This window comes from Bacillus sp. FSL R9-9530 (genome assembly GCF_038008145.1).
Classification (GTDB): Bacteria; Bacillota; Bacilli; order Bacillales; family Bacillaceae_G; genus Bacillus_A; species Bacillus_A mycoides.
Map to the genome: position 1 here is coordinate 1 of NZ_JBBOYO010000004.1, position 18,881 is coordinate 18,881.

The 18,881-nt window shown below is 35.0% G+C and carries 17 protein-coding genes and 1 pseudogene; 1 reads left to right on the forward strand and 17 read right to left on the reverse strand.

Annotated elements, in window-relative coordinates; translation table 11 throughout:
- The coding region (locus MKX66_RS30700; RefSeq protein WP_341088298.1) for an FtsK/SpoIIIE domain-containing protein at positions 1–771 on the reverse strand (771 nt) is incomplete at its 3' end.
- A gap of 268 nt (positions 772–1,039) precedes the next feature.
- On the opposite strand from MKX66_RS30700, the gene MKX66_RS30705 reads away from it, so the two are divergent.
- Positions 1,040–1,534 (forward strand): DUF559 domain-containing protein, encoded by a 495-nt coding sequence (locus tag MKX66_RS30705; protein WP_341088300.1) that lies wholly within the window; start codon positions 1,040–1,042, stop codon positions 1,532–1,534.
- A 448-nt stretch (positions 1,535–1,982) separates the two neighbouring features.
- Here the strand turns inward: MKX66_RS30705 and MKX66_RS30710 are convergent, their stop codons facing one another.
- The 16 genes and pseudogenes from MKX66_RS30710 to MKX66_RS30785 all read right to left on the reverse strand — a co-directional run.
- Positions 1,983–2,576: a hypothetical protein gene (locus tag MKX66_RS30710; RefSeq protein ID WP_341088302.1), complete on the reverse strand. Its 594-nt coding sequence runs from the start codon at positions 2,574–2,576 to the stop codon at positions 1,983–1,985.
- A 13-nt stretch (positions 2,577–2,589) separates the two neighbouring features.
- Positions 2,590–3,582 (reverse strand): bifunctional lytic transglycosylase/C40 family peptidase, encoded by a 993-nt coding sequence (locus MKX66_RS30715; RefSeq protein ID WP_341088321.1) that lies wholly within the window; start codon positions 3,580–3,582, stop codon positions 2,590–2,592.
- 54 nt (positions 3,583–3,636) lie between these two features.
- A complete protein-coding gene (locus tag MKX66_RS30720) occupies positions 3,637–5,877 on the reverse strand; it encodes a CD3337/EF1877 family mobilome membrane protein (RefSeq protein WP_327964840.1) in 2,241 nt (746 codons plus the stop codon).
- A gap of 19 nt (positions 5,878–5,896) precedes the next feature.
- A complete protein-coding gene (locus MKX66_RS30725) occupies positions 5,897–6,238 on the reverse strand; it encodes a hypothetical protein (RefSeq protein WP_341088308.1) in 342 nt (113 codons plus the stop codon).
- 1 nt (position 6,239) lies between these two features.
- Positions 6,240–8,594 carry an ATP-binding protein gene (locus MKX66_RS30730; protein ID WP_341088309.1) on the reverse strand — a complete coding sequence of 785 codons (2,355 nt, stop codon included), beginning with the start codon at positions 8,592–8,594 and terminating at the stop codon, positions 6,240–6,242.
- A 79-nt stretch (positions 8,595–8,673) separates the two neighbouring features.
- Positions 8,674–9,156: a TcpE family conjugal transfer membrane protein gene (locus MKX66_RS30735; RefSeq protein WP_061667743.1), complete on the reverse strand. Its 483-nt coding sequence runs from the start codon at positions 9,154–9,156 to the stop codon at positions 8,674–8,676.
- 4 nt (positions 9,157–9,160) lie between these two features.
- The gene (locus MKX66_RS30740) at positions 9,161–9,424 is read right to left on the reverse strand and encodes a TcpD family membrane protein (RefSeq protein ID WP_061667744.1); all 264 of its coding nucleotides are present in this window, start codon (positions 9,422–9,424) and stop codon (positions 9,161–9,163) included.
- A 1-nt stretch (position 9,425) separates the two neighbouring features.
- Positions 9,426–10,496, reverse strand: a complete 1,071-nt coding sequence (locus MKX66_RS30745) for a conjugal transfer protein (RefSeq protein WP_341088310.1) — start codon at positions 10,494–10,496, stop codon at positions 9,426–9,428.
- A gap of 274 nt (positions 10,497–10,770) precedes the next feature.
- On the reverse strand, positions 10,771–11,064 hold the full coding sequence (locus tag MKX66_RS30750; protein ID WP_061667746.1) for a hypothetical protein: 294 nt from the start codon (positions 11,062–11,064) through the stop codon (positions 10,771–10,773).
- Positions 11,065–11,087: 23 nt separating this feature from the next.
- A complete protein-coding gene (locus MKX66_RS30755; protein ID WP_341088311.1) occupies positions 11,088–11,942 on the reverse strand; it encodes a hypothetical protein in 855 nt (284 codons plus the stop codon).
- 4 nt (positions 11,943–11,946) lie between these two features.
- Complete coding sequence (locus tag MKX66_RS30760; RefSeq protein WP_341088314.1) at positions 11,947–14,427, reverse strand: helicase HerA domain-containing protein; 2,481 nt, start codon at positions 14,425–14,427, stop codon at positions 11,947–11,949.
- Between the two features lie 1,465 nt (positions 14,428–15,892).
- Positions 15,893–16,558, reverse strand: coding sequence for a MarR family transcriptional regulator (locus MKX66_RS30765; RefSeq protein ID WP_341088316.1), 666 nt, complete (start codon positions 16,556–16,558; stop codon positions 15,893–15,895).
- A 223-nt stretch (positions 16,559–16,781) separates the two neighbouring features.
- Positions 16,782–17,327 (reverse strand): DUF3967 domain-containing protein, encoded by a 546-nt coding sequence (locus MKX66_RS30770; protein ID WP_341088319.1) that lies wholly within the window; start codon positions 17,325–17,327, stop codon positions 16,782–16,784.
- Between the two features lie 104 nt (positions 17,328–17,431).
- Complete coding sequence (locus MKX66_RS30775) at positions 17,432–17,647, reverse strand: hypothetical protein (protein WP_061667750.1); 216 nt, start codon at positions 17,645–17,647, stop codon at positions 17,432–17,434.
- A 113-nt stretch (positions 17,648–17,760) separates the two neighbouring features.
- Positions 17,761–18,456 (reverse strand): replication-relaxation family protein, encoded by a 696-nt coding sequence (locus MKX66_RS30780; protein WP_341088320.1) that lies wholly within the window; start codon positions 18,454–18,456, stop codon positions 17,761–17,763.
- A 14-nt stretch (positions 18,457–18,470) separates the two neighbouring features.
- Positions 18,471–18,881 (reverse strand): annotated as a pseudogene (locus MKX66_RS30785) (FtsK/SpoIIIE domain-containing protein); the annotation flags it as partial.

An 18,881-nucleotide genomic window follows, 5' to 3' on the forward strand; every position in this document is an offset into this window, starting at 1 on the left:
ATCAATCATTAAAAGAATATAATTCATCCGCTTCCCTTTTGGTAATTTATCTATATGAGCAACACCATGTTCTCTCAAAACTCTTCCCCTTCTATCCAACTCTTTGCGTAACTTCCGCATAGTTGGGCTAAATTCTTGAACCGTGACACTCATACTTTTTACATGTTCACAATGCTCAAATATGTGGAATTCACTCCCTTTTAAGTCTAATAAATATATTTCAAGTTCTTTTGCCGTATGATGTAACATCAATGTTGTTAAAAGCTGCCTACACATAACCGATTTCCCCGAACCTGGTATTCCCGCAATCAGTACATTTGGATTTTTAATCATCGAAAAAGCAACCCATTGATTAAATCTATCTTTCCCTGCCACAATTGGCATTTTCATGTTTTCAATCGGAAAATCCTCATAAGAATATGGCACAAAATCCATTCTTTCAGGAAAAACTTGAATTTTAAAATACGATACACCTGTATGAATCACTATATTCTCACCAAAATATTGTTGAAAAATATACTCTTTCTGCTGAAAAACACTTGGATTCATCCCTTTTGGAATATGACCAACAATTTCAACATGCGTATCCGATATACAAACCCTTGAAATCGTTGGATAAACATAGTTTTTTGTATAATCGCTCTTAAACTCTAGAAATATTTGTGCCGTATGAAAAGCCTTTTCCAACAACTTTTTTGTTTCCTCTTCTAAAAATTTCATTTGTTTACGCTCTTGATATTGAATCCATTTACCCCTAATCCCACAAAACATACAAAAAACCTCCCCATCTACACAAAATATATTTTTCCATGTATCAAGTCTGAAATTTTGGAGCAAATGACATTCCTCCGCTCCCCTCGTCACTCCGTCGTCATTAACAAACCCCTTATTTCCTTATTTTGCAAGACGTAATCACAAAGAACTTAAGTAATACTAACAAAGTAAATAATCAAGTAACTGATAAAGTATTTCTGTGATAACAGCCTATGTAATACTTAAGTAGACGGTACATTGTCCGTTTTTGAAAGGATGAAATTTAATGTTTGTCATTGCTATTACTCTTCTTGCTGCATACGGTTTATTTTTTGCTATGAAAAATTTAAAATTCGAAAAGATAAATAAGCCTTCTCATGATTCACGATCAATAGGAATTGAACACAATCGAAAAAAATGTAGCAATCGTTTTGAATTAGATATGTTCAATACTTTAGTTCAAATGGGATACTATCCACTTTGCCAGGTTAAAGAAAAACGCTATAAATTAGATTTCGTTTTAATCGAAAATGGAAAAAAAGTTGCAATTGAAGCTGACGGAGACATTTTCCATGACAAAAAACGTGATACCAAGCGTGACCACTATTTAAAACAAATAGGCTATAAAGCCGTTATTCGTATCAAATACAGCGCATGGAAAGAAGATAAAATGAAATGCATCAGTAGGCTTGAAATGCGCTTATATGAACTGGAACTCTTACCATCTTCACACCCTTCTTTTGAATTACAATTCCAAACAGCGCCTATCCCAAAAAGCTAATGATTTGGCAAGAAACAGGTAGTATTTTTGAGAAAAACGCTCAAAAATCTCCACCTTCTTCGCTCCGCTACATTCTTGTCAAATCATTTTCGGCTCGATATGCTTTTTTCGCCAAGCCGACAGACAAAACGCAAAGCAATGGTTATCGACTTGGATTAGCAATTATAACGAGCCGAACCGCTTGTTTTCCGTTCAAAAATACCTCTTATTCTATAAGTTTTGATACGTTTTAATACGTGGGGTCTCGCCCCCACACGACGAGCCAGCACTCTAGCCAAAACGCAAGTTTCAGACCGACATCGGGCAAATATATATAAAATATAAAAAGGATATATGAATTTTAAAGCTATAAAAAAGATATAAAAAAAAGAGAGACTGGTTTGTCTCTCCGCTTCTTTCCAACGTTCCCATCTAACAACTATCCCCTTTCGTTATTTGATTACAAACATTAATTAATATATCCATCTTCTTTTAAAGGCTGCTGTATTTTTGTTTCATCCACGATCCATTTGCTTTTTTCTTGGTCATAAACCAATGAAATATCTAAAGGCATTTGTGTCACACTAGAAACTCCGTTAACAGTTATCTTTTGCCATACACGAGCAAATACATTTGCATGTGTGGCATCTACTTCCGTGTAGTACAACAACAGCTTATCAATATCAGAAACTATTGTTTTATCAGGTTCAGTTTTTTCCACTGGTTGATTAATATCTGTTCCTGCGGGAACTAGCATTTTCAAAGCTTTATCAGTAGCAAAAGGCTTGATTTTAGTCCATGCCCTTTCTCCTTTTGATGTGTCATAAGCAAAAAACGCTTTTAAAAACTCTTCAGTATCTTTTTTCACTTGCCCTTCTGTGTTTCGGTCTTTCCCTTTCAATTCTTGCTCTATTTTTTTCTTTTCTGCTTGCGCTTCTTTTAATTTTTTCTTAGTATCTTCATATTTCCATTGATAATCATCTGCTTTAGAAGTTTGAGAGTTAGCATATACGCCAACTCCCAAGACTAGCACTACTAAAATAGCTGCAATCCATTTATTCATAAGTATTCCTCCTTTATTTAACACGTCGAATTCCTGAAAAATGTTCTTTCCAATAAGGTTTATCTAAATCCGCATAGTGTAAATGAGTACCACCCGCATTAAACATTTTGTTATCACCAATATAAATTCCAATATGAGAAATTCCTTTTCTGTATGTGTTACTAAAAAATACTAAATCCCCCGGCGCTGGATTATCAACAGGTACAGTTTGATTGTACATATCCTCTGCTGTCCCTGATAACTTAATACCTAATTTGTTAAAACTCCATTCTATCAATCCCGAACAATCGAAATACGGCGGAGCCCTTCCTCCGAATACGTAAGGATAACCGTCAAAGGGTGAAACAAGCGCCATAATCTCGTTAAATTTAGCATTTGCTATGCCGTCCCCTGTGCCATCTGTCGCACCAGTACCTCCACCGCCATTATTAACAGCAACATAGTTCTTTAAAACTTTTTCAACATAGCTAATATCGCCGTAACAAAAGGGACTTCTAAAGCCACATTGAGTGCGCCCACCATTATGATCCAAAGCGAATTGTTTTGCTAATTCGAGAGTATAAGCCCCTCCATTTTTTTGTACATAGTAGAAAAAACCTGGACCGAAATTATAGCTTTGAAGTGCTAGTTTGATTCTTTCAATGTCTGTTGGTCCCGTAACTCCTGCTAGTTCAAGAGAATGCTTAAGTTCTTGAATCCCACACCAAACCGAATAATCAGAGTCAGTGATACCATTCATTACTTTTGGATACTTTGTATTAAATGCTCCCTCGGCACTTTGCATAACATCGACCAAACGCCCGCCGCTCTCCTGTTCAATTAGAGCCAATGCAAGAAAAATATACTGTTCCATGCCAAAAGTCTGTGCATGTTTCCTTACTAACGGTTCCCATTTCAAAACATCAGCCGATACAGTAGCCGTTCCTATTCCACCAGTACCCATTGGAATTTGTGGGGCTTTTTTGTCCTCCTGCAATAAATTTAAGAGGAAAATACCAACTACCATCAAAAGCATAATCGGAACAAGCAACGCACCAATTAATAATTTTTTCATAGAGCATTACCCCTTATTCCTATCAGAAGTTCTGTTTAAACCTTGTGGTTTCTGCTTTGGACTACTAATTGGCTGCTGTTCTGTATTACTTTGACCAACTACTTTTCTATTAACCTCTTGTTTTTGATTGTTATTTTTCATTGGCGGTTCTTGCCTTTGGCGTTTTTCCTTTACGATTTCATCCTGTTTTACTGGCTCTCTTTTAGATGGTTCTCTTCTCGGCTGTTCCTGTGTTTCAATTGGTTTTTGCTGAGTCGTTTGCTGTCTTACATAAGATTCTCTTTTGGGCTGAGTTCTTGGCTGTGGCTGTTGTTGTTCATGTTGAGGTTGTTCTTTTTTTAATTGTGGTTTTTCTGATGGTGTTTTTATCTGTGGCTTACGATCTTGTTGCTGATATCGAGTTTCTTTTTTTGGTTCAGTAGGTTGTTGTTGAACACCTCCTGATTTAGCATGTGATTGCTCCATTCTCTCTATATTTTCACGTTTTTGCGCTCTCTTTTGTTCTCTTGCTTGTTGACTCATTTGACGTTCTTGTTCACCTTGTTGAAGGTCACCTTTCATCGCTTGTTTCGCTCTCTCTGGCATATTTACAATATTATCTTTCGCTTTAAGAGCTGCATGCTTTGCGTTTAAAGGTAAATCCTCTTTTACAGCTTCTTTTGCTGTCTTGGCTTTATCTTTCAAGTCAGCCGGTAAATTAAGTGCCTTCTTACGAAATTGAGCCAATTTCCCCGTTTTCCTTGCATTGGCTCTCTGCTCTTGAACACCACCAACTCCCACACCTTTGTTATTCTGTGCAATTTGTGGGTCATTTTGGGAATCATTTTGACCTTTTCTATTTGAAATTCGTTCTTGAACTTTTCCTGCTGTATATCCCGCTGCCCCTCCAACAGCCATTTTTGCAAGCTCTGTCGCTTTACTAGCGGGCTGTTTAACTCCTTGGTTATATAACTGACTCATTGGGTTTGCACCTTCCAATGAAACTCTCCCGCCTGTTGCCACTTCAATAATTTTGTCACGATATTTATATACAACGAATAAAACAACTGCTGTAGCAACTATGTTCAACATGTACATTCCTTGTGATACTGGAGGAAAAAAGCTTTTCATAAGTTCGACTATAACGAACATAAACAGAATTGCTAAACCAATAAATGCTTTCATAAGAGCAATTCCTATTAATTTCTCAAAGTTTTTCCAACCGCTCTGTGAAAAAGCTGGCAATATTGAAAGTAACAATGAAACTCCTAAAACAATCGCAAATGCTAAAAGAAGTATTTGTAATGCGATATTTAGAAAAGCAATAACTAAAAACGGTATCCCTAAAACAATCGCAAAGAGAAGCGAAAAGAATGCAACACCAATTTTCCCCGAAACCGTACTAGCGGACATAAATACATTATCCATTTCAGTTGCTTCTTTTTTAGCTATTTTTTCCCTTTCTTTATAGCCTTCTTTATTTGTCTTGTACTCTAATAATTTTGTGATTCTATCCTTTTTCTCATTATCATCAACAATCTTCTTTTCGTCAGGCGTACCATAATTCATCAATAAATAGCTTTTATATACAACTAAATCAAAATATGTGTTTCTCATAATCGCAAGCGAACCCTTTAATTCTTCACCTTTTTTAACTTGTTCACCTGAAAACGGGATTCCCGCTCTCATGACTTGCCCTTGTAATTCATTACTTAAACTGTTCATTGTTTTCAAATAGTGACCTGCGTTTGAAAACCAAATCATTGAAACAGCTATTACCGCAAATAAAGCAAATGTTGTTCTACCTGCTTTCATGCTATTTTTTTCAAAAGAATAATAAAAGAAAATTTGTAAAACCGCTATAACAAAGAGCAAAATTCCAAGTGATTGATACAAATTGTCATAAAGTAAATTTGAAACGTTCGCTACCTTATCAGCTACCCGATCAATAGCATTCAATCCGTATAGTTCTTCAATTGCTGTATCAATTAAACTTGCTGTCATTTTAGTTAAGCTGAAAAAAAGATTCGCTATTGCATTCAACCCTCTATCTAACGTTTCACTAGAAAATGGATTCCATGAACCTTCAATGTAAGTGACAGCTTCATATTGTTCATAATCATATATTTTACTTTGAAGCTTTACCCCTCCTGATTCAACATTCTGTGGTTCTACTTTAATATTTTTATCATCTGCTAAAATGTGAGTTGGAATGAAAATACATACAAACATCAATACAAAAGTTATTAAATACTTTCTATATTTCATTTGCTCACCTTCTCTTTATTTAGTCGCAATTCTCTATATACACCGGTTCTTCATTGTCTTTAAAACCCGCAACACTATACGTCACCCATTCATAACTACCTTTAACTTTTTTATAGTAAGATTTGATACTGTCGCCTTTTCTAATCTGATACTCTATTTGAATCAAGTCACCGTCACGAAATACCTTTGAACAAGTTTTTTTCCGCTCAACCTTTTTAATATCTTTCTTAGCATCTTTAATTTCAGCCGTTTCCAAGCTAATTACTTTATCAATTTCTTTATCATATTTGTTAGTACAGCCACTAAATAAAGTGGCTGCACTAACAAATATTGCGATTGCTAATGCTACATTTTTTTTCATATCAGAAGACCTCCTCGGCTAGTGCTGCATTTGACTTCTCAACTGTTTTGAAAGCTAAAACCCATTCTTCAAACAAGCAATCTATTGCGATTTTTCCCGTTCTACCATAAAAATCACGGAACAAACATTGTCCTTTCATCATGTTTTCAAGCATCTTATGATTAACATCTGAATTTTCCATTTGCATATGTTTTAAAATCTCTTCTCTTTCACTCGATTCATCGAATGCGAACGTAACACCAAAATTCCCTTTATCATCTTCATTTTGAACATCTGATACGCTTTGAGTAACAAAGATTAAAGCATTGTTATAAGAACGTCCTACACGCCTTGCCGATTTTGTAAGTTTTTTACCACCTCTGGCACGGGTAATCATCCACGCTTCATCAAATATCTCTGCCGTTTCTTCGTCCTTGTCTTTACTACCGAATTTCTCACAAAACTTAGCAAGTGGAAGCATTAAACATAAACTTTTGCGTTCACTATCTGTGTAATACCTTGGATCATCCTCTTCATTTGGTAAATCCAATCCTTCAATTTGTAGAATATTTACTTTTTCATCTAAATCTAAAGCTTTTGTATTCCCGTAACTAAAAACTAACTGCAATACACTGTTTTGGGTCATTTCATACAGTAAATCACCCGCACTTTTAATGCTTTTTTCCTCATGCGCTTGAAGTTGTGTAATAACATTCATAAAACCAACTTTTTCACCTGTCGCTCGTTTTTCAACAACATCACCAAGTGATTTTAACAAAGCTGTTTTCACATCATCTTTTCCGTGCATATCATAAATTTGTTCAATAATGCCTTGTGCAACATCCTTCGCTTCCGCACCATCCAAGAAACAAATCGGGTCTAATACTCCCCAATTTTCTTCAATTGATACATCCAATGTGACATAATGAAACTTCTTCAAGTGCTCTACGAACAAAGGATAATTTTCACGGATTTCAGGATTTTCTATTGCTTGGTCAAACCATTTTTTCATCTCTGACTTCGGGTCAATATATAACACCTTTACATCTAAAAACGTTAAATACATAAATAATAACTTTGTAAGGAACGATTTCCCTTTCCCTGTCTGTCCAGTAATCGCAATATGTGGACTATCAGTAAAAGCACCTTTAATCCCTTTATTAGCAAGCATTGGATGAAATAAAACAAGGTCACGGCTACTAGCAATTGATTGCTCCAAATCAACTCCGGCTATAATGAATTTATCAACTCTTCCAAGATAAAACCCGATATTACTGCCTAATTGATTTGAAACTGCAAAAAGATTCTCTGCAAAAGTAACATGTGTAGTTTGTTGAACCCAATTACGCTCGAATTGTAACGGCTGACCATGTAAAAATTTATAGAAAAGCTGTAATTGGTCTGCAATTGGTCGAACACAATGAATATCAGCACTTTTCATATATCGCTTCACTTCATCAGCTCTATATTTACATTCTTTCTTTGTCTTACCATGTACAACAAATGTCGCAACCCACTTCATAAAACTTGCTTTTCCGTTAGTTAACTGGTTTTTTAAACGATTTAACATATACTTACCATTTGCAATTTGGTCGTCCTCGTCATCCCCTGCGTCCCAACGATCATTATCCGTCTCTTTAAAACGCTGCTTTACCATATTCACTTTACGCAACGTATCTTGTGTATCCTGATATTTAGCCTTGATATGAATTTCTACGGGAAAGGGCAACTGCTGTGCCCTTTGAAATAAATGCGTGTGCTCCATATCAAGTGGAAATTCATCTACAACAACAAACGATGTATAGCATTCACCTTCTGTCGTTTTAAGCTTCAAATATCCCATTTCTCTTGGGTCAATGATGCAATCTGTAATATTCGTAATGCCTCGTTTTTTCTTTTCTTCTTCAACTGAATGATGAATATCACGTAAAAAGTTATAACGATTAACATAAATTAGTTCATCCTCTGTTAGTCTTGCACCATTAGCCATTTGGATTTGTTCAAATAACTCCTGTTCCAAGCTTTCAAAGCGTTCAAAAAACTCACTTGAAATATTCTTTTCAAATCCTAATAAATTCACTAAAGTATCTGTTACCGAACCAAACGCATTTTTTAAAACGTCTTTAAAGTCTTCACTACCATTTAATAAGTTGTTTTTAATCCGTACACCTAGAATAAATTCGTATTGCGTAACAGCCCCTAATTCATTTTCTAAAAGGCGTTTTGTCTCACCGTTGTAATAACTAGCAATCCCTTGTGTTTCTTCACTAAAATCCTTTTCTAACACTTCAAAACGTTTATCTAAATCCATATCTCTAGGGTACATTTCAAGATGAATATCTTTATACTTTTCTAACTCTGCAAATAACATAGCCATTTGAGCCTTATGTCTTTCTGACTTTTCCTTGTCACTTATAGGGATAACTCGTGGACTTACTTTATAATAAGCAAAAAGGTCACCCAACTTTGTAAGCATCAGATTTTTGTGTACTGTCTTGAATGGCGTTTTTATTTTCATCGCTATCACCTTCCTCTTCACCGTAATTAACTAGCACTTCTTCAAAAGTTACCTCTTTTTCATTTGAGTAAAGAACCTCTTGATCATTGCAATATGTCTTTTTTGGTAAATAGATTGTGAAAAGATAATCGAAAAAATCATAAGCGAAATTAAAAATCTTTTTCCCGTTATACTTTTGTTTCGTTAGGAATCCACTTAAAAAATAAGGGATTCCTAAAAATAAAATTGCTGTTAATCCTGGTATCAATGAACCAATCTTTATAACAACGCTTCTGAAAGCTAGTAATATCAACAAAATCAGAATGAACAACATGAAACGAACTAACGTAACACCAAATGGTAATGTGTATTTTCCCAATTTGTATAAAGTCACTGGATGCTCCATAATTCCTTTGAAATTGTAAGCTTCCTTTTCTCTCATACCATCAACCACCAAGAACCATATCAATGATTTTTTTAAATGAATTCAATGCTTTTTCAGGATTACCAACTGTAAAGAATACCAATGCCGCTACTAATAGAAAACCAATCATTTTACCCCAAGATTGCTTGACTAGATAGAAAATGGTGAATCCTACACAAACCAATGCAACAGCGTTTCCACCTTCCGTTGTAATCCATCCACGAAGCCCGCCAAGTGTTGGTAATGAACCTAAAATGAAATTGTTTAAAAATAATAAAGTTGACATATTATTTTCCCCCTAATGTGTTTTTAAAGTTTTCTACAAAATACTTGCCATCTTTCAATTTCAATTGAAGGCTGAAAGCTTCTTTATTTTGTAAATCAATGTCCTTCTCCTTAAACGTCACAACAGCTTTCACTGTAAAAACTTTCTCTTCTTCAGTTGGATAAACGTTTAATTCTTCAATTTTCACAAATGATTTAATGCCACTTAACGCCTTTGGCTCTGACATCATATAAGACATATCTTGCGGTTTACTGTCTGCATACTTTGTGAAAAACTCATTCAGCCATTTTTCAATAGGCTCTTTTTTATCAAATTTTAGTTGTTCTTTCGTTGCTAATGGATTTTCTACGGATTTAATATCGTCGGCTTGGAGTTCGTCTGATGCTGTGAAATATGGGTTTTCCACGACTGCATACTTGCCATTCTTTGAGGAAATCGGAACATTTAGTAAAGCTGTATGCTTTGCTTTCACTTCTTCTTCTTTTGTTTCCGGTGGTGGTGGCGGTTGATTAGGATCTGTTTGTGGTGGCTGCACCTGTTTCTTTTCGATTTTTACATTTTCATAGGTGACTTTGTAACGTAAAACTGTATAATCTTTTTCATAACTTACATCGTAAAGTGTTTTTCCTATAAGCTTTCTATACCCCTCGAAATTCTTAGCTTCATCAAGCTTGAAATTCTTAGCATAAAGCTTCGATAACGCTTCTTGTCGCTTTTCCTTACCGTCCTTAGGGACATTCATATATACATCAATAAAATAATTTGCATAAACCTCTATTTTCGGGCTAGTGTAAGCATCTTGCTTATGTTCACCAGCGCTTTCTTGCATTTTAGCTAAAACTTGTTGTGAATTTTTAGCCTTGTTTAATGCGTTTTGACTTCTCAATAAAGCTAAAACCCCACTGACTGAAATGAATACAATCACTGTCCAAATGAGAAACCTTAAAACTTTCCCATTCCCCTTTGCTTGAGGTAACTTTCTTTTATCCTTCGGCTGCCTGTGAACCTTGTTTTCTTCAACAAATTCACTAGATTTTGATTTAAAACTTTTTAATTTATCGATAAGTTTCAACAATTCTCACCCCTTTTTTGGATAAAAAAAGTGTGTGTTTTCAATAAACACACACAATACTTTTACCTCTTCACAAACTCACAATGTCGATAATTGAGACTTGAGTTTTTAACAAAGTCTCTTACAATTGAGTTTGGAAGGTGTAAGCGTGTTTATTCAAGACAGCCCTACTGCCTTGATGAACGGTTGTTATAAAAATCTCGCAAATTTTTATGTCAACATGCTCACCTTCTTTATTTAGTTTTTATATAAAAACAGCTTATAAAAGCTGATATTACCTCTCATCTCTTCTTCTATCCTGCTGCTCTAGCCATAAGAAGAATAAAGCAAATGCTGCACCTGTAAACAATAAGGTCATTCCTAAACCAAATTCCCCTACTAATTTGTTGAAAATACCTATCACTTTATCTACAAATTCATGAATTGATGGAACAAATTTATAAGCTATATAAATAAGTACAGCCATTACAGAAACCCCGATAACTGTTCTTCGTAAAACTCGAAAGAATTTTCTTAACCCCCTGCGAGCCTTCTGCTCATGCGCTTTCGGCTTAACATCATAAGCCATAACTACCCATCCCCTTTCAAAAATCATTTGATTTTATCAGTCAAACAAACTAATGAATCAGGTTTGCCTTTAACACGCCATATCGCCCCATACGGATTAGTTATAACTTGCTCATAAGTTGTATAAAGAACAGCGTTCAAATTCGTTGTAGGGACACCTTCTGTATGCTTGATTAAATTGTTCATTTCGCCTTCCGCTTCTGAAATGAATAGTACCCGCACATTACCCGATATATCACGTTCAAGCCTTTCATGCTCCTTATATGCCTTTTCTTTTGCATACACATCAAAACGCTTTAATTTATTGCAACTAACACTCCGCATCTGACGACTTCTTTCAACTTCTATAAAGTAAGGAACATAAACAACTTTTGAAATATCTGCTTCTCTTGTTGAAAAAATCAATGTCCCATCAGGTCTAATGACATCCATTTTCCCTTTTCCATACTGGAAAAAAGAATTACGTTCTGATACAAAAGAATTATAATCAAGCAATTCTGCAACATTTTCCTCTTTCTTAGCTTCAAAAGATGCCTTTATATGAGCTCCCCTTAAAGCATGGTAGATATATGTTGGAGTTCTTTCAGTCCACCTATTATCCCAATGAGAATCACCTAGCAAAGCTTTAACCTCTTCCACTCCATTACGATCCAATGTAAAAACTCTTTTATAAGACCTAACATGTTCATCATTAACAATGTTATAAATCTTGATATACTCTTGCTTTTCCAAGTCTCTTAAAATATTTCTAACATAAACCTCATGATAAGATGTGCCGTCATCTTTTATATAAACATTGTTTAAAAGATAAGCCATATCAACAAAAATTAAATCGTGTATATCTAAAAATAATTGCTGTTCTTTTTGACCAATTTTCATTTGCTTAACCAAATACATCAACCTCTTCCTCTTCTTCGATGTTTGCTGTCTCTGCTGCTACTATTGGAATTTCGGTATTATCTTTTACCTTCACTTCCTCTTGTTCTGGAGTCTCAGCCGCTTCTTTTACTTCATCATTTGCTTTATCTAAATTTACTTTTAGCTTTTCAACTTTTTCAGGCTCGGCACTTTCTTTGCTGTCAAACACATCCGGTTCTTCTTCCTTCTCTCCCCTCTCTAAAGCTTCATTTTCTTCTTTAACGGCTTTTTCTTCTTCTAATACTCTAGTTAACAAACTTTCTATAATAGGCGCTACATCGTCCTCATACGGCTTTGTAGGTGCTTTCATATGAACAAGAAATGGTCTTGTAGTCTCTCTACCTACCGCCATTCTCATATAAGCAAAATTCGGCTCAATTTCTTTGAAATCATCGGCTGATAAATAATCAACCTGTAAATTTCTATAAATATTTTGGCGATCAACTTCATTCCCAACCCTGTATGCAATCATAAAACCAAAGTTCCTAAATATCGCACTTGCTACATCATCAGGCACTTGACCTTCAAGCCCTTGCATCCCTAACACAACAGGAACATTATATTTCCTTGCTTCATCCGCAAATGATTGGATTGCATCAGCCGACTGCTCCATAAATGTTGGGGCTTCATCAACAACTATCGGATGAAGTGGCATATATTCACCGCTTCTATGGGAATCCTCTCTACTCATGGCTGCCAATTGTGAAAATGTTAAACATAAAGAACCTATCAATTGTTTTTCAAAGCTTGTAAGCCCTGATAAATCAAATATAGTAAAATACCCTTCGTCCATCCCTGTACGCCATTTAATGCCGTTTGTATGGGCTGAAAATAAAGAATTTAACGTTTCCGATAATGTGATTTTCCTTAATTTATTTAATGTCGAACCTACTTTTTGCTGATAATCCCTATCTTTCATTGAGTACAAGCTAGAAAAATAAAGAATCAATTGTCTATCAAGTGCTTTCGTTTCATCAAATTTCGAAAGAAGTTGCGCTCCAAATTTAAAATCTTCTAAAATCCGTTGTAAATTCGGAATTGAAGCTTTTCCTGCCTTTTGTAAAGCAATTCCACCATTTATAAAATTGTCATCTACATTCGGTCCCCAAAAATCTGACCAAACTCTTTTTAAAACATCTTGTATATTTTGCGCCACTTTATCAGGTGCTGCTTGAAAATCCACTTTGTAAATATTGAATGGAAACTTTCCATCTGCAAACCTTACATAGCGTACTAAATGCCTTTGTTCTTTTGGAATCCTTGCTACAACATCTGCTGCCGTTGAACCATGAGGGTCAATTAATGTAAAACCAACTCTATTTTCATCCGTCCTAACTTTTGCTAAATCCTCACAAAAATTAACTAAAAACGTCGATTTACCCATTGATGTACCACCCCATATAGCCATGTGACGATTTAAACCCTCTAATGGCAAATGTACAGGCGATGCAACCCCATGATATGAATGGTTACCGATATAAAGTTTTCCAGTATCTAAAGCATTTAAAGCCTCAAACTCTTTAGGTAATGGCGTTCGTTTCATCTTCATTCGATTTAACAAATTAGATGAAACCTTTTTACTAGGAGTTCTTAACAAAATTGATAACTCACGAGTACTCAAAATCGTTTTTTTCTTACTCTTTTCTAATGAAAAGATACGATTTTTAAACTCATATCGGTAAATTGGTTGGATTATTTGCCACCATTCTCTTGCTACAAAAGAATTTAACTGTTTTTGTGAGAATGTACCAAAAGCATTTTGAATACCTGTTATAATCACTTTTGCTTCATTTTGATTGTCTGCAAAAGCAACTGCTTTAATATTTACCCTTGATAAATTTCTTGAACGCTTTGTACTAATGGCATCATAGTAAATATCGTCCCTATTATCTTCAAATTCTTCATCCTGATCTTCGGTGATTTGGTCTAGTACTTTTTCAAAAGTAGAATCCGTCCTATACATTGGCTGTATTAAAAATTGAAGAATAACCTTTTGCCCTTCTTTTAAACTCTCTAAAACAGCTATTAACTCGCTTTGCGAGTCAACCGCATCATCACTATACGTTTTAAACGGTAAGCTCCAATGCCGCTTTAATTTGAGTTTAGTACCTGCATGAGATTTCCCTTTAAATTCAAGTTTTTCACTGTCAATCTTCACAAATTCAGCTTGTGGAAACTCCGAATAATACTTTGCAATGACTTGATTCGCTATATTTTGATTAGGAAACCACATTCTATAAGAAATTGACTTATAATCGGCTACAATCTCCCAACAAATCCAATCCTTCTTAAAAATGCGCTTATACCATACCTTCTCTAATACTGCGAGTACATTTTCCCATGATTGCTCCACTTTAAAATACTTAACTTCATCATCATACGGAAACAAAATTTCATAGCAAACACTCTCTTTAGGTATCAAACCCGAAAACAAATGATATCTCAACCAAACCCCTCCTTCCTCCGATCACTCACCATCTGCATACAAAACTCAAAACTACAATTCAACCACTACCCAAAACCACCAAACTTACATCTACCACTATCCAAACTTTATACATTACACTACCTCTCTTCCTCTATCCCCCTATCCCTCACTCTCTCCTCTATCCTCTCTCTCTTCCTCTCCCTCTCCCTCCTTACCTTACCTTCCTTCCCTTCCCATCCTTCCTTCTTCCTACCCCATCCCTCCTCCTACTACTACTACTACTACTACTACTATACTTACTTCCCTCTCTCTCTTCTTACCCAACCCCCAACCAACCCAACCCCACTACCCCCACTATATACTCTCTCCTCTTAGGTTGATTAGATAAATACTAACCTTTCGAGAAAAGTCACGGATTGTAACATAGTGGAAAGCCGTGACTTTTCTCGAAAGGTGGCGGTTTTCCACTACACAATAGGTTTCATTTATGGTTTCAGTCATAGAAAGTAAGTTGAAAGTAGGTAAGAAGAGATAGATGGAAGGTAAGATGAAATGTTAAATGAAATGTTTGTATCTTCATTATAACCCCCTGTATTTGGAAAATCAAGCTAATTTTTAAATTTTCAGAAATTATTTTACTATAAGATTCTAATGCTTTTAAGTGTGAATTTTTCTTCTAAATTCCCACTTTTAAAAAACAAAAAAACATGCATGATTTTATGCATGTTTTCATCAATTTTTAAAAATCACAAAATGCTCAAACCCGCATTATTACAGCAATGTATAAAATGATGCATAACAAACAGAAAAAGAAAGAAAACAAAAACCCTTATTCCAAAAGGATTTCTTACGAAATCTCAACTGTACATAATCCTAGTTATGTAAACCTCACATGGATTTTTATTCATTTTATTTTTTCTCTTTTTTATGTTTTAATTCTTGTCTTTTGGTCTAAAATTTGCTTTTTGGCTAGAGTGCTGGCTTGTCGTGTGGGGGCAAAACCCCACGTATTAAACGTATCAAATTTTCGAATAAGAACAATTTTCAAGCGAATGATCTAAGCGGTTCGGCTCGTATACTCGCTATCACAAGTCGATAACCATTGCTTTGCTTTTTGTCTGTCGGCTTGGCGATAAAAGCTAATCGAGCCGAAAAAAGTTTTGCAAGGACTATTAAAAAAAGAAAAGGCGTTAGCCTTTAGGTGAGGACTAACGAACCGACTTTTTTAAATAGAGGGTGGAGATTTTTTTATTGGCCGCATGTAACGTAGTGAAATGCTGCCAATAAAAAAATACTACCTGTTCCTTGCGGAACTTTTAGCCCTATATATAAGAGTGAGAAGAGCAATATAAAAAAACATAGTAATACCAAGGGTTTATAAGACATAGGGTGTTCGAAAATTCGAACACCTGTGTTCGGAAATTCGAACACCTAAAAAATGGAAAAACAGCATAAAAAAAAGATGTCAATATGAAAATGACATCTAAAATAAATAAATTGGTAAATTGTGTTTCTTGTTATCTCCTTCTATTTTGAAGTTTCTAAGAGACTTCTTAAAAATCTTTCTAGTAGCCTTATCCACTCCATCTTTAGGTGAACAACATAAAACATTAGGATTCACAAACCATGTTCTAGAACTACAAATCCGCCCATCTTCGGTTGTCATTCCTGCTTCTGCAACTGCTAAAATCCCTTTTGTTAATAAACTATTCATCAAAAGAGAAAGATTACTCCTACTTTTTTCTAATTTCTTAGCTAAATAACTTGGTGTAGCTGCATCAGCATCAATTTCATCTGAATCCTCATCTGAACATTCAACCAAAATATTAGTTTTAAATTCTATATACGGTGCTAGATCAATTAAAAAGGCTTTTTCAGCAATCGTCAGATACCCTAATTTACATAAATAATTTATATTATCAGTGATTATCTGCACAAATCTCACCCTATCAGTAGGTTTTTTCTTCTTGCCTATAAAATACTCTTCTCCACCTGACATTTTACTCAACAGCTGTAAGAGCATGCCTCTTTCTTCTTCAGAATATCCACCGGCTTGCAATTGGTCATAAATGTTATTAATCTTACTATCTCTCGTTTTAGCTTTCTTTTCAGCTTCTTCAAGTAAGACAATTACTTTCTTCTTACTCACTTTTTTTCACTCCTTCACTAGAAGGAGTTAACCCGCTTATGTTAGAATATGTATAGTATCAATAAATAAGCTGATAAGGGATTAACCCCTTTATAGATTGAAATTGTAAGAAGCCCCCCTTAGTCGGCAAACTTTAGGGGCTTTTTACTTTTTGTTCGTCTGTTATTCGACAAAAAACCTTTATAACCCTTTTTTTGAGCGTTAGTCAACCAATGGACTAACGTTATTTCTTTGTCCAAAACTGCCACCACTTATTATTTTTTTCGGTTGCTGCATGTTCTAACTGCTTTTGTTCTTGTATCAGCCGTATAGATTCCATCAAAGCACTATCTCTTTTCTCTAAATGCTCTGATATGTACTTATCTCTTTGCTCAATCTTAAAGATCAATTCCTGATTAAATTTCATTTGCTGTTCTTTAAAATCCTGAAATTCTTTCAAAAGGTCATCGTAAGCTTGTAACGGCTCTTGTGCAACCTCATTCACTGTATCGACACTTTGTATATCACCCTCGTTATTCGTTGATACAACAGCGTTTGCTGCGCTTTCAAGTGTCATATCAGGGTGTTTTGAATACCTTATCAAATCTCGCATTGCTATAACATCTTTATCATAATAACCACGATAACCATTGTCATTTTTATAAAATTTATAACCTGCCTTTTCCAACGTTTGAGCGTACTTTCTAACCGTTGAATCTTTCACTTCTAAAAGCTTAGCAACATCGCCAGCATTATATATTCTTTGTGTTAGGTCTGTGTTGCCTGTCATGGCATGCACCTCCTTGTAGATTAGCAATTCGAGAAGTACAAAGCCGTCCCTCTTACAAACTCTCTACAATAATTTCATACTCTGTCGAAAATAAACAAAACTTTTTATTTCGATGGAAAAAGTACATTCATCGCTTCAACTGTTATAATCCATTCTCCACGCACATTTCCTTCTGGTCGGTAATACTTTAGTTTCCCTTCTTTTATCAAATCCTCAATTTTATTACTGCGTTTTAACTTCATTCGTAGGGCTTCAAGACTCACCCCTCTTCTATCACATGCTTCTCTAGGTGTCATAATTTCATCTAACATAAATAACATTATCCTCACCCTCTTTATATTGTTACTTCCAAGTAACTGCACTCTTCATTATAAGTTACTCCTAAGTAACATGTAAAGCAAAAAAATAGAAAGAATGAAAACTCCATCCTTTCTCACTTTACAACTATTTTAATACTCCCGTTTTGAGATGCTATTTGCTTCGATACAGCGTTTTTATTAGTTTCTAAAGGTTTTCTATTCTCTTGTTTCCCATATTTCTTCATAAGAGCGTGAATATCAGGAAACTGTAAAATCTTCAATTCACTCTCTATTCGATAATGAGTATCTGTAATTAAAATAACAATAGGGAAAACCTCTTTCCCTTCTTGCTGCCACTCAAACCGCTTCCATTCACGAGAATCATATAACTGTTCATAACGATCAATTTTTTCACTCATAACTTTTTCACTGTACACGCTTCTTTGCACTTCAATAAAAAACGGCGTATTTCTAAAAACACAGAACAAATCAGGTTCAACAGTACCTTTTGTTCCTATTTTAGGCTCAATTAACACATGCGAAACCTTACGGTCATACTTTTTCAACTGTATATAAACATCAACAATTTTGAGGAAATGAAATGCCTTTTGACTATTTTCTTTAATTTTACTATCGGCTGATACATACAAATATGGTCTAAAATCCTTACAAGCCTTGATATATCCCCTATCTTGCAATCTCTTCAACACTAAATTGCATGTGCTAATTGGGTTTTTTAAATGAGAAAAATATAAATCAATTATTTGATCACGGCTTAAAACACGAAATTTATTAATATCTTCAACAATCAATTTATCACGCTTATTCATATAAAAACCCCCAATCAACCTAATAAATTAAATACTTCTTCACCCTTCATTTCCTTAGTCTCATTAGACTTTCTACATAAAAAAGGTTCAATCAATTCTTGTGCTTCTTCTACTTCAAGGAAAGGCGCTTGAACATCTTTCATATCATCCGTATCAATCTTAAAAATCATTCTTCCGCTTTCTTCCCTTAAAATCTTTTCAGCCCCAATAACTCCTGCGATCTCACTATTTGTTTTATCTTCTGTCTTAAAGACCGCTCTCACATTCAAAACACCTCTAAGCGCTGTATCAAGCGATTTATGACATGGTCTCTGTAATGAAATAACGGTAAAACAGCCCAATGCCCTGCCTAATGCCGCCCATTTTAACAGCATTTCTTTGACTTCTTTCCCTTCCTTTGTTCCATCGTTCAGCAACAACACTTC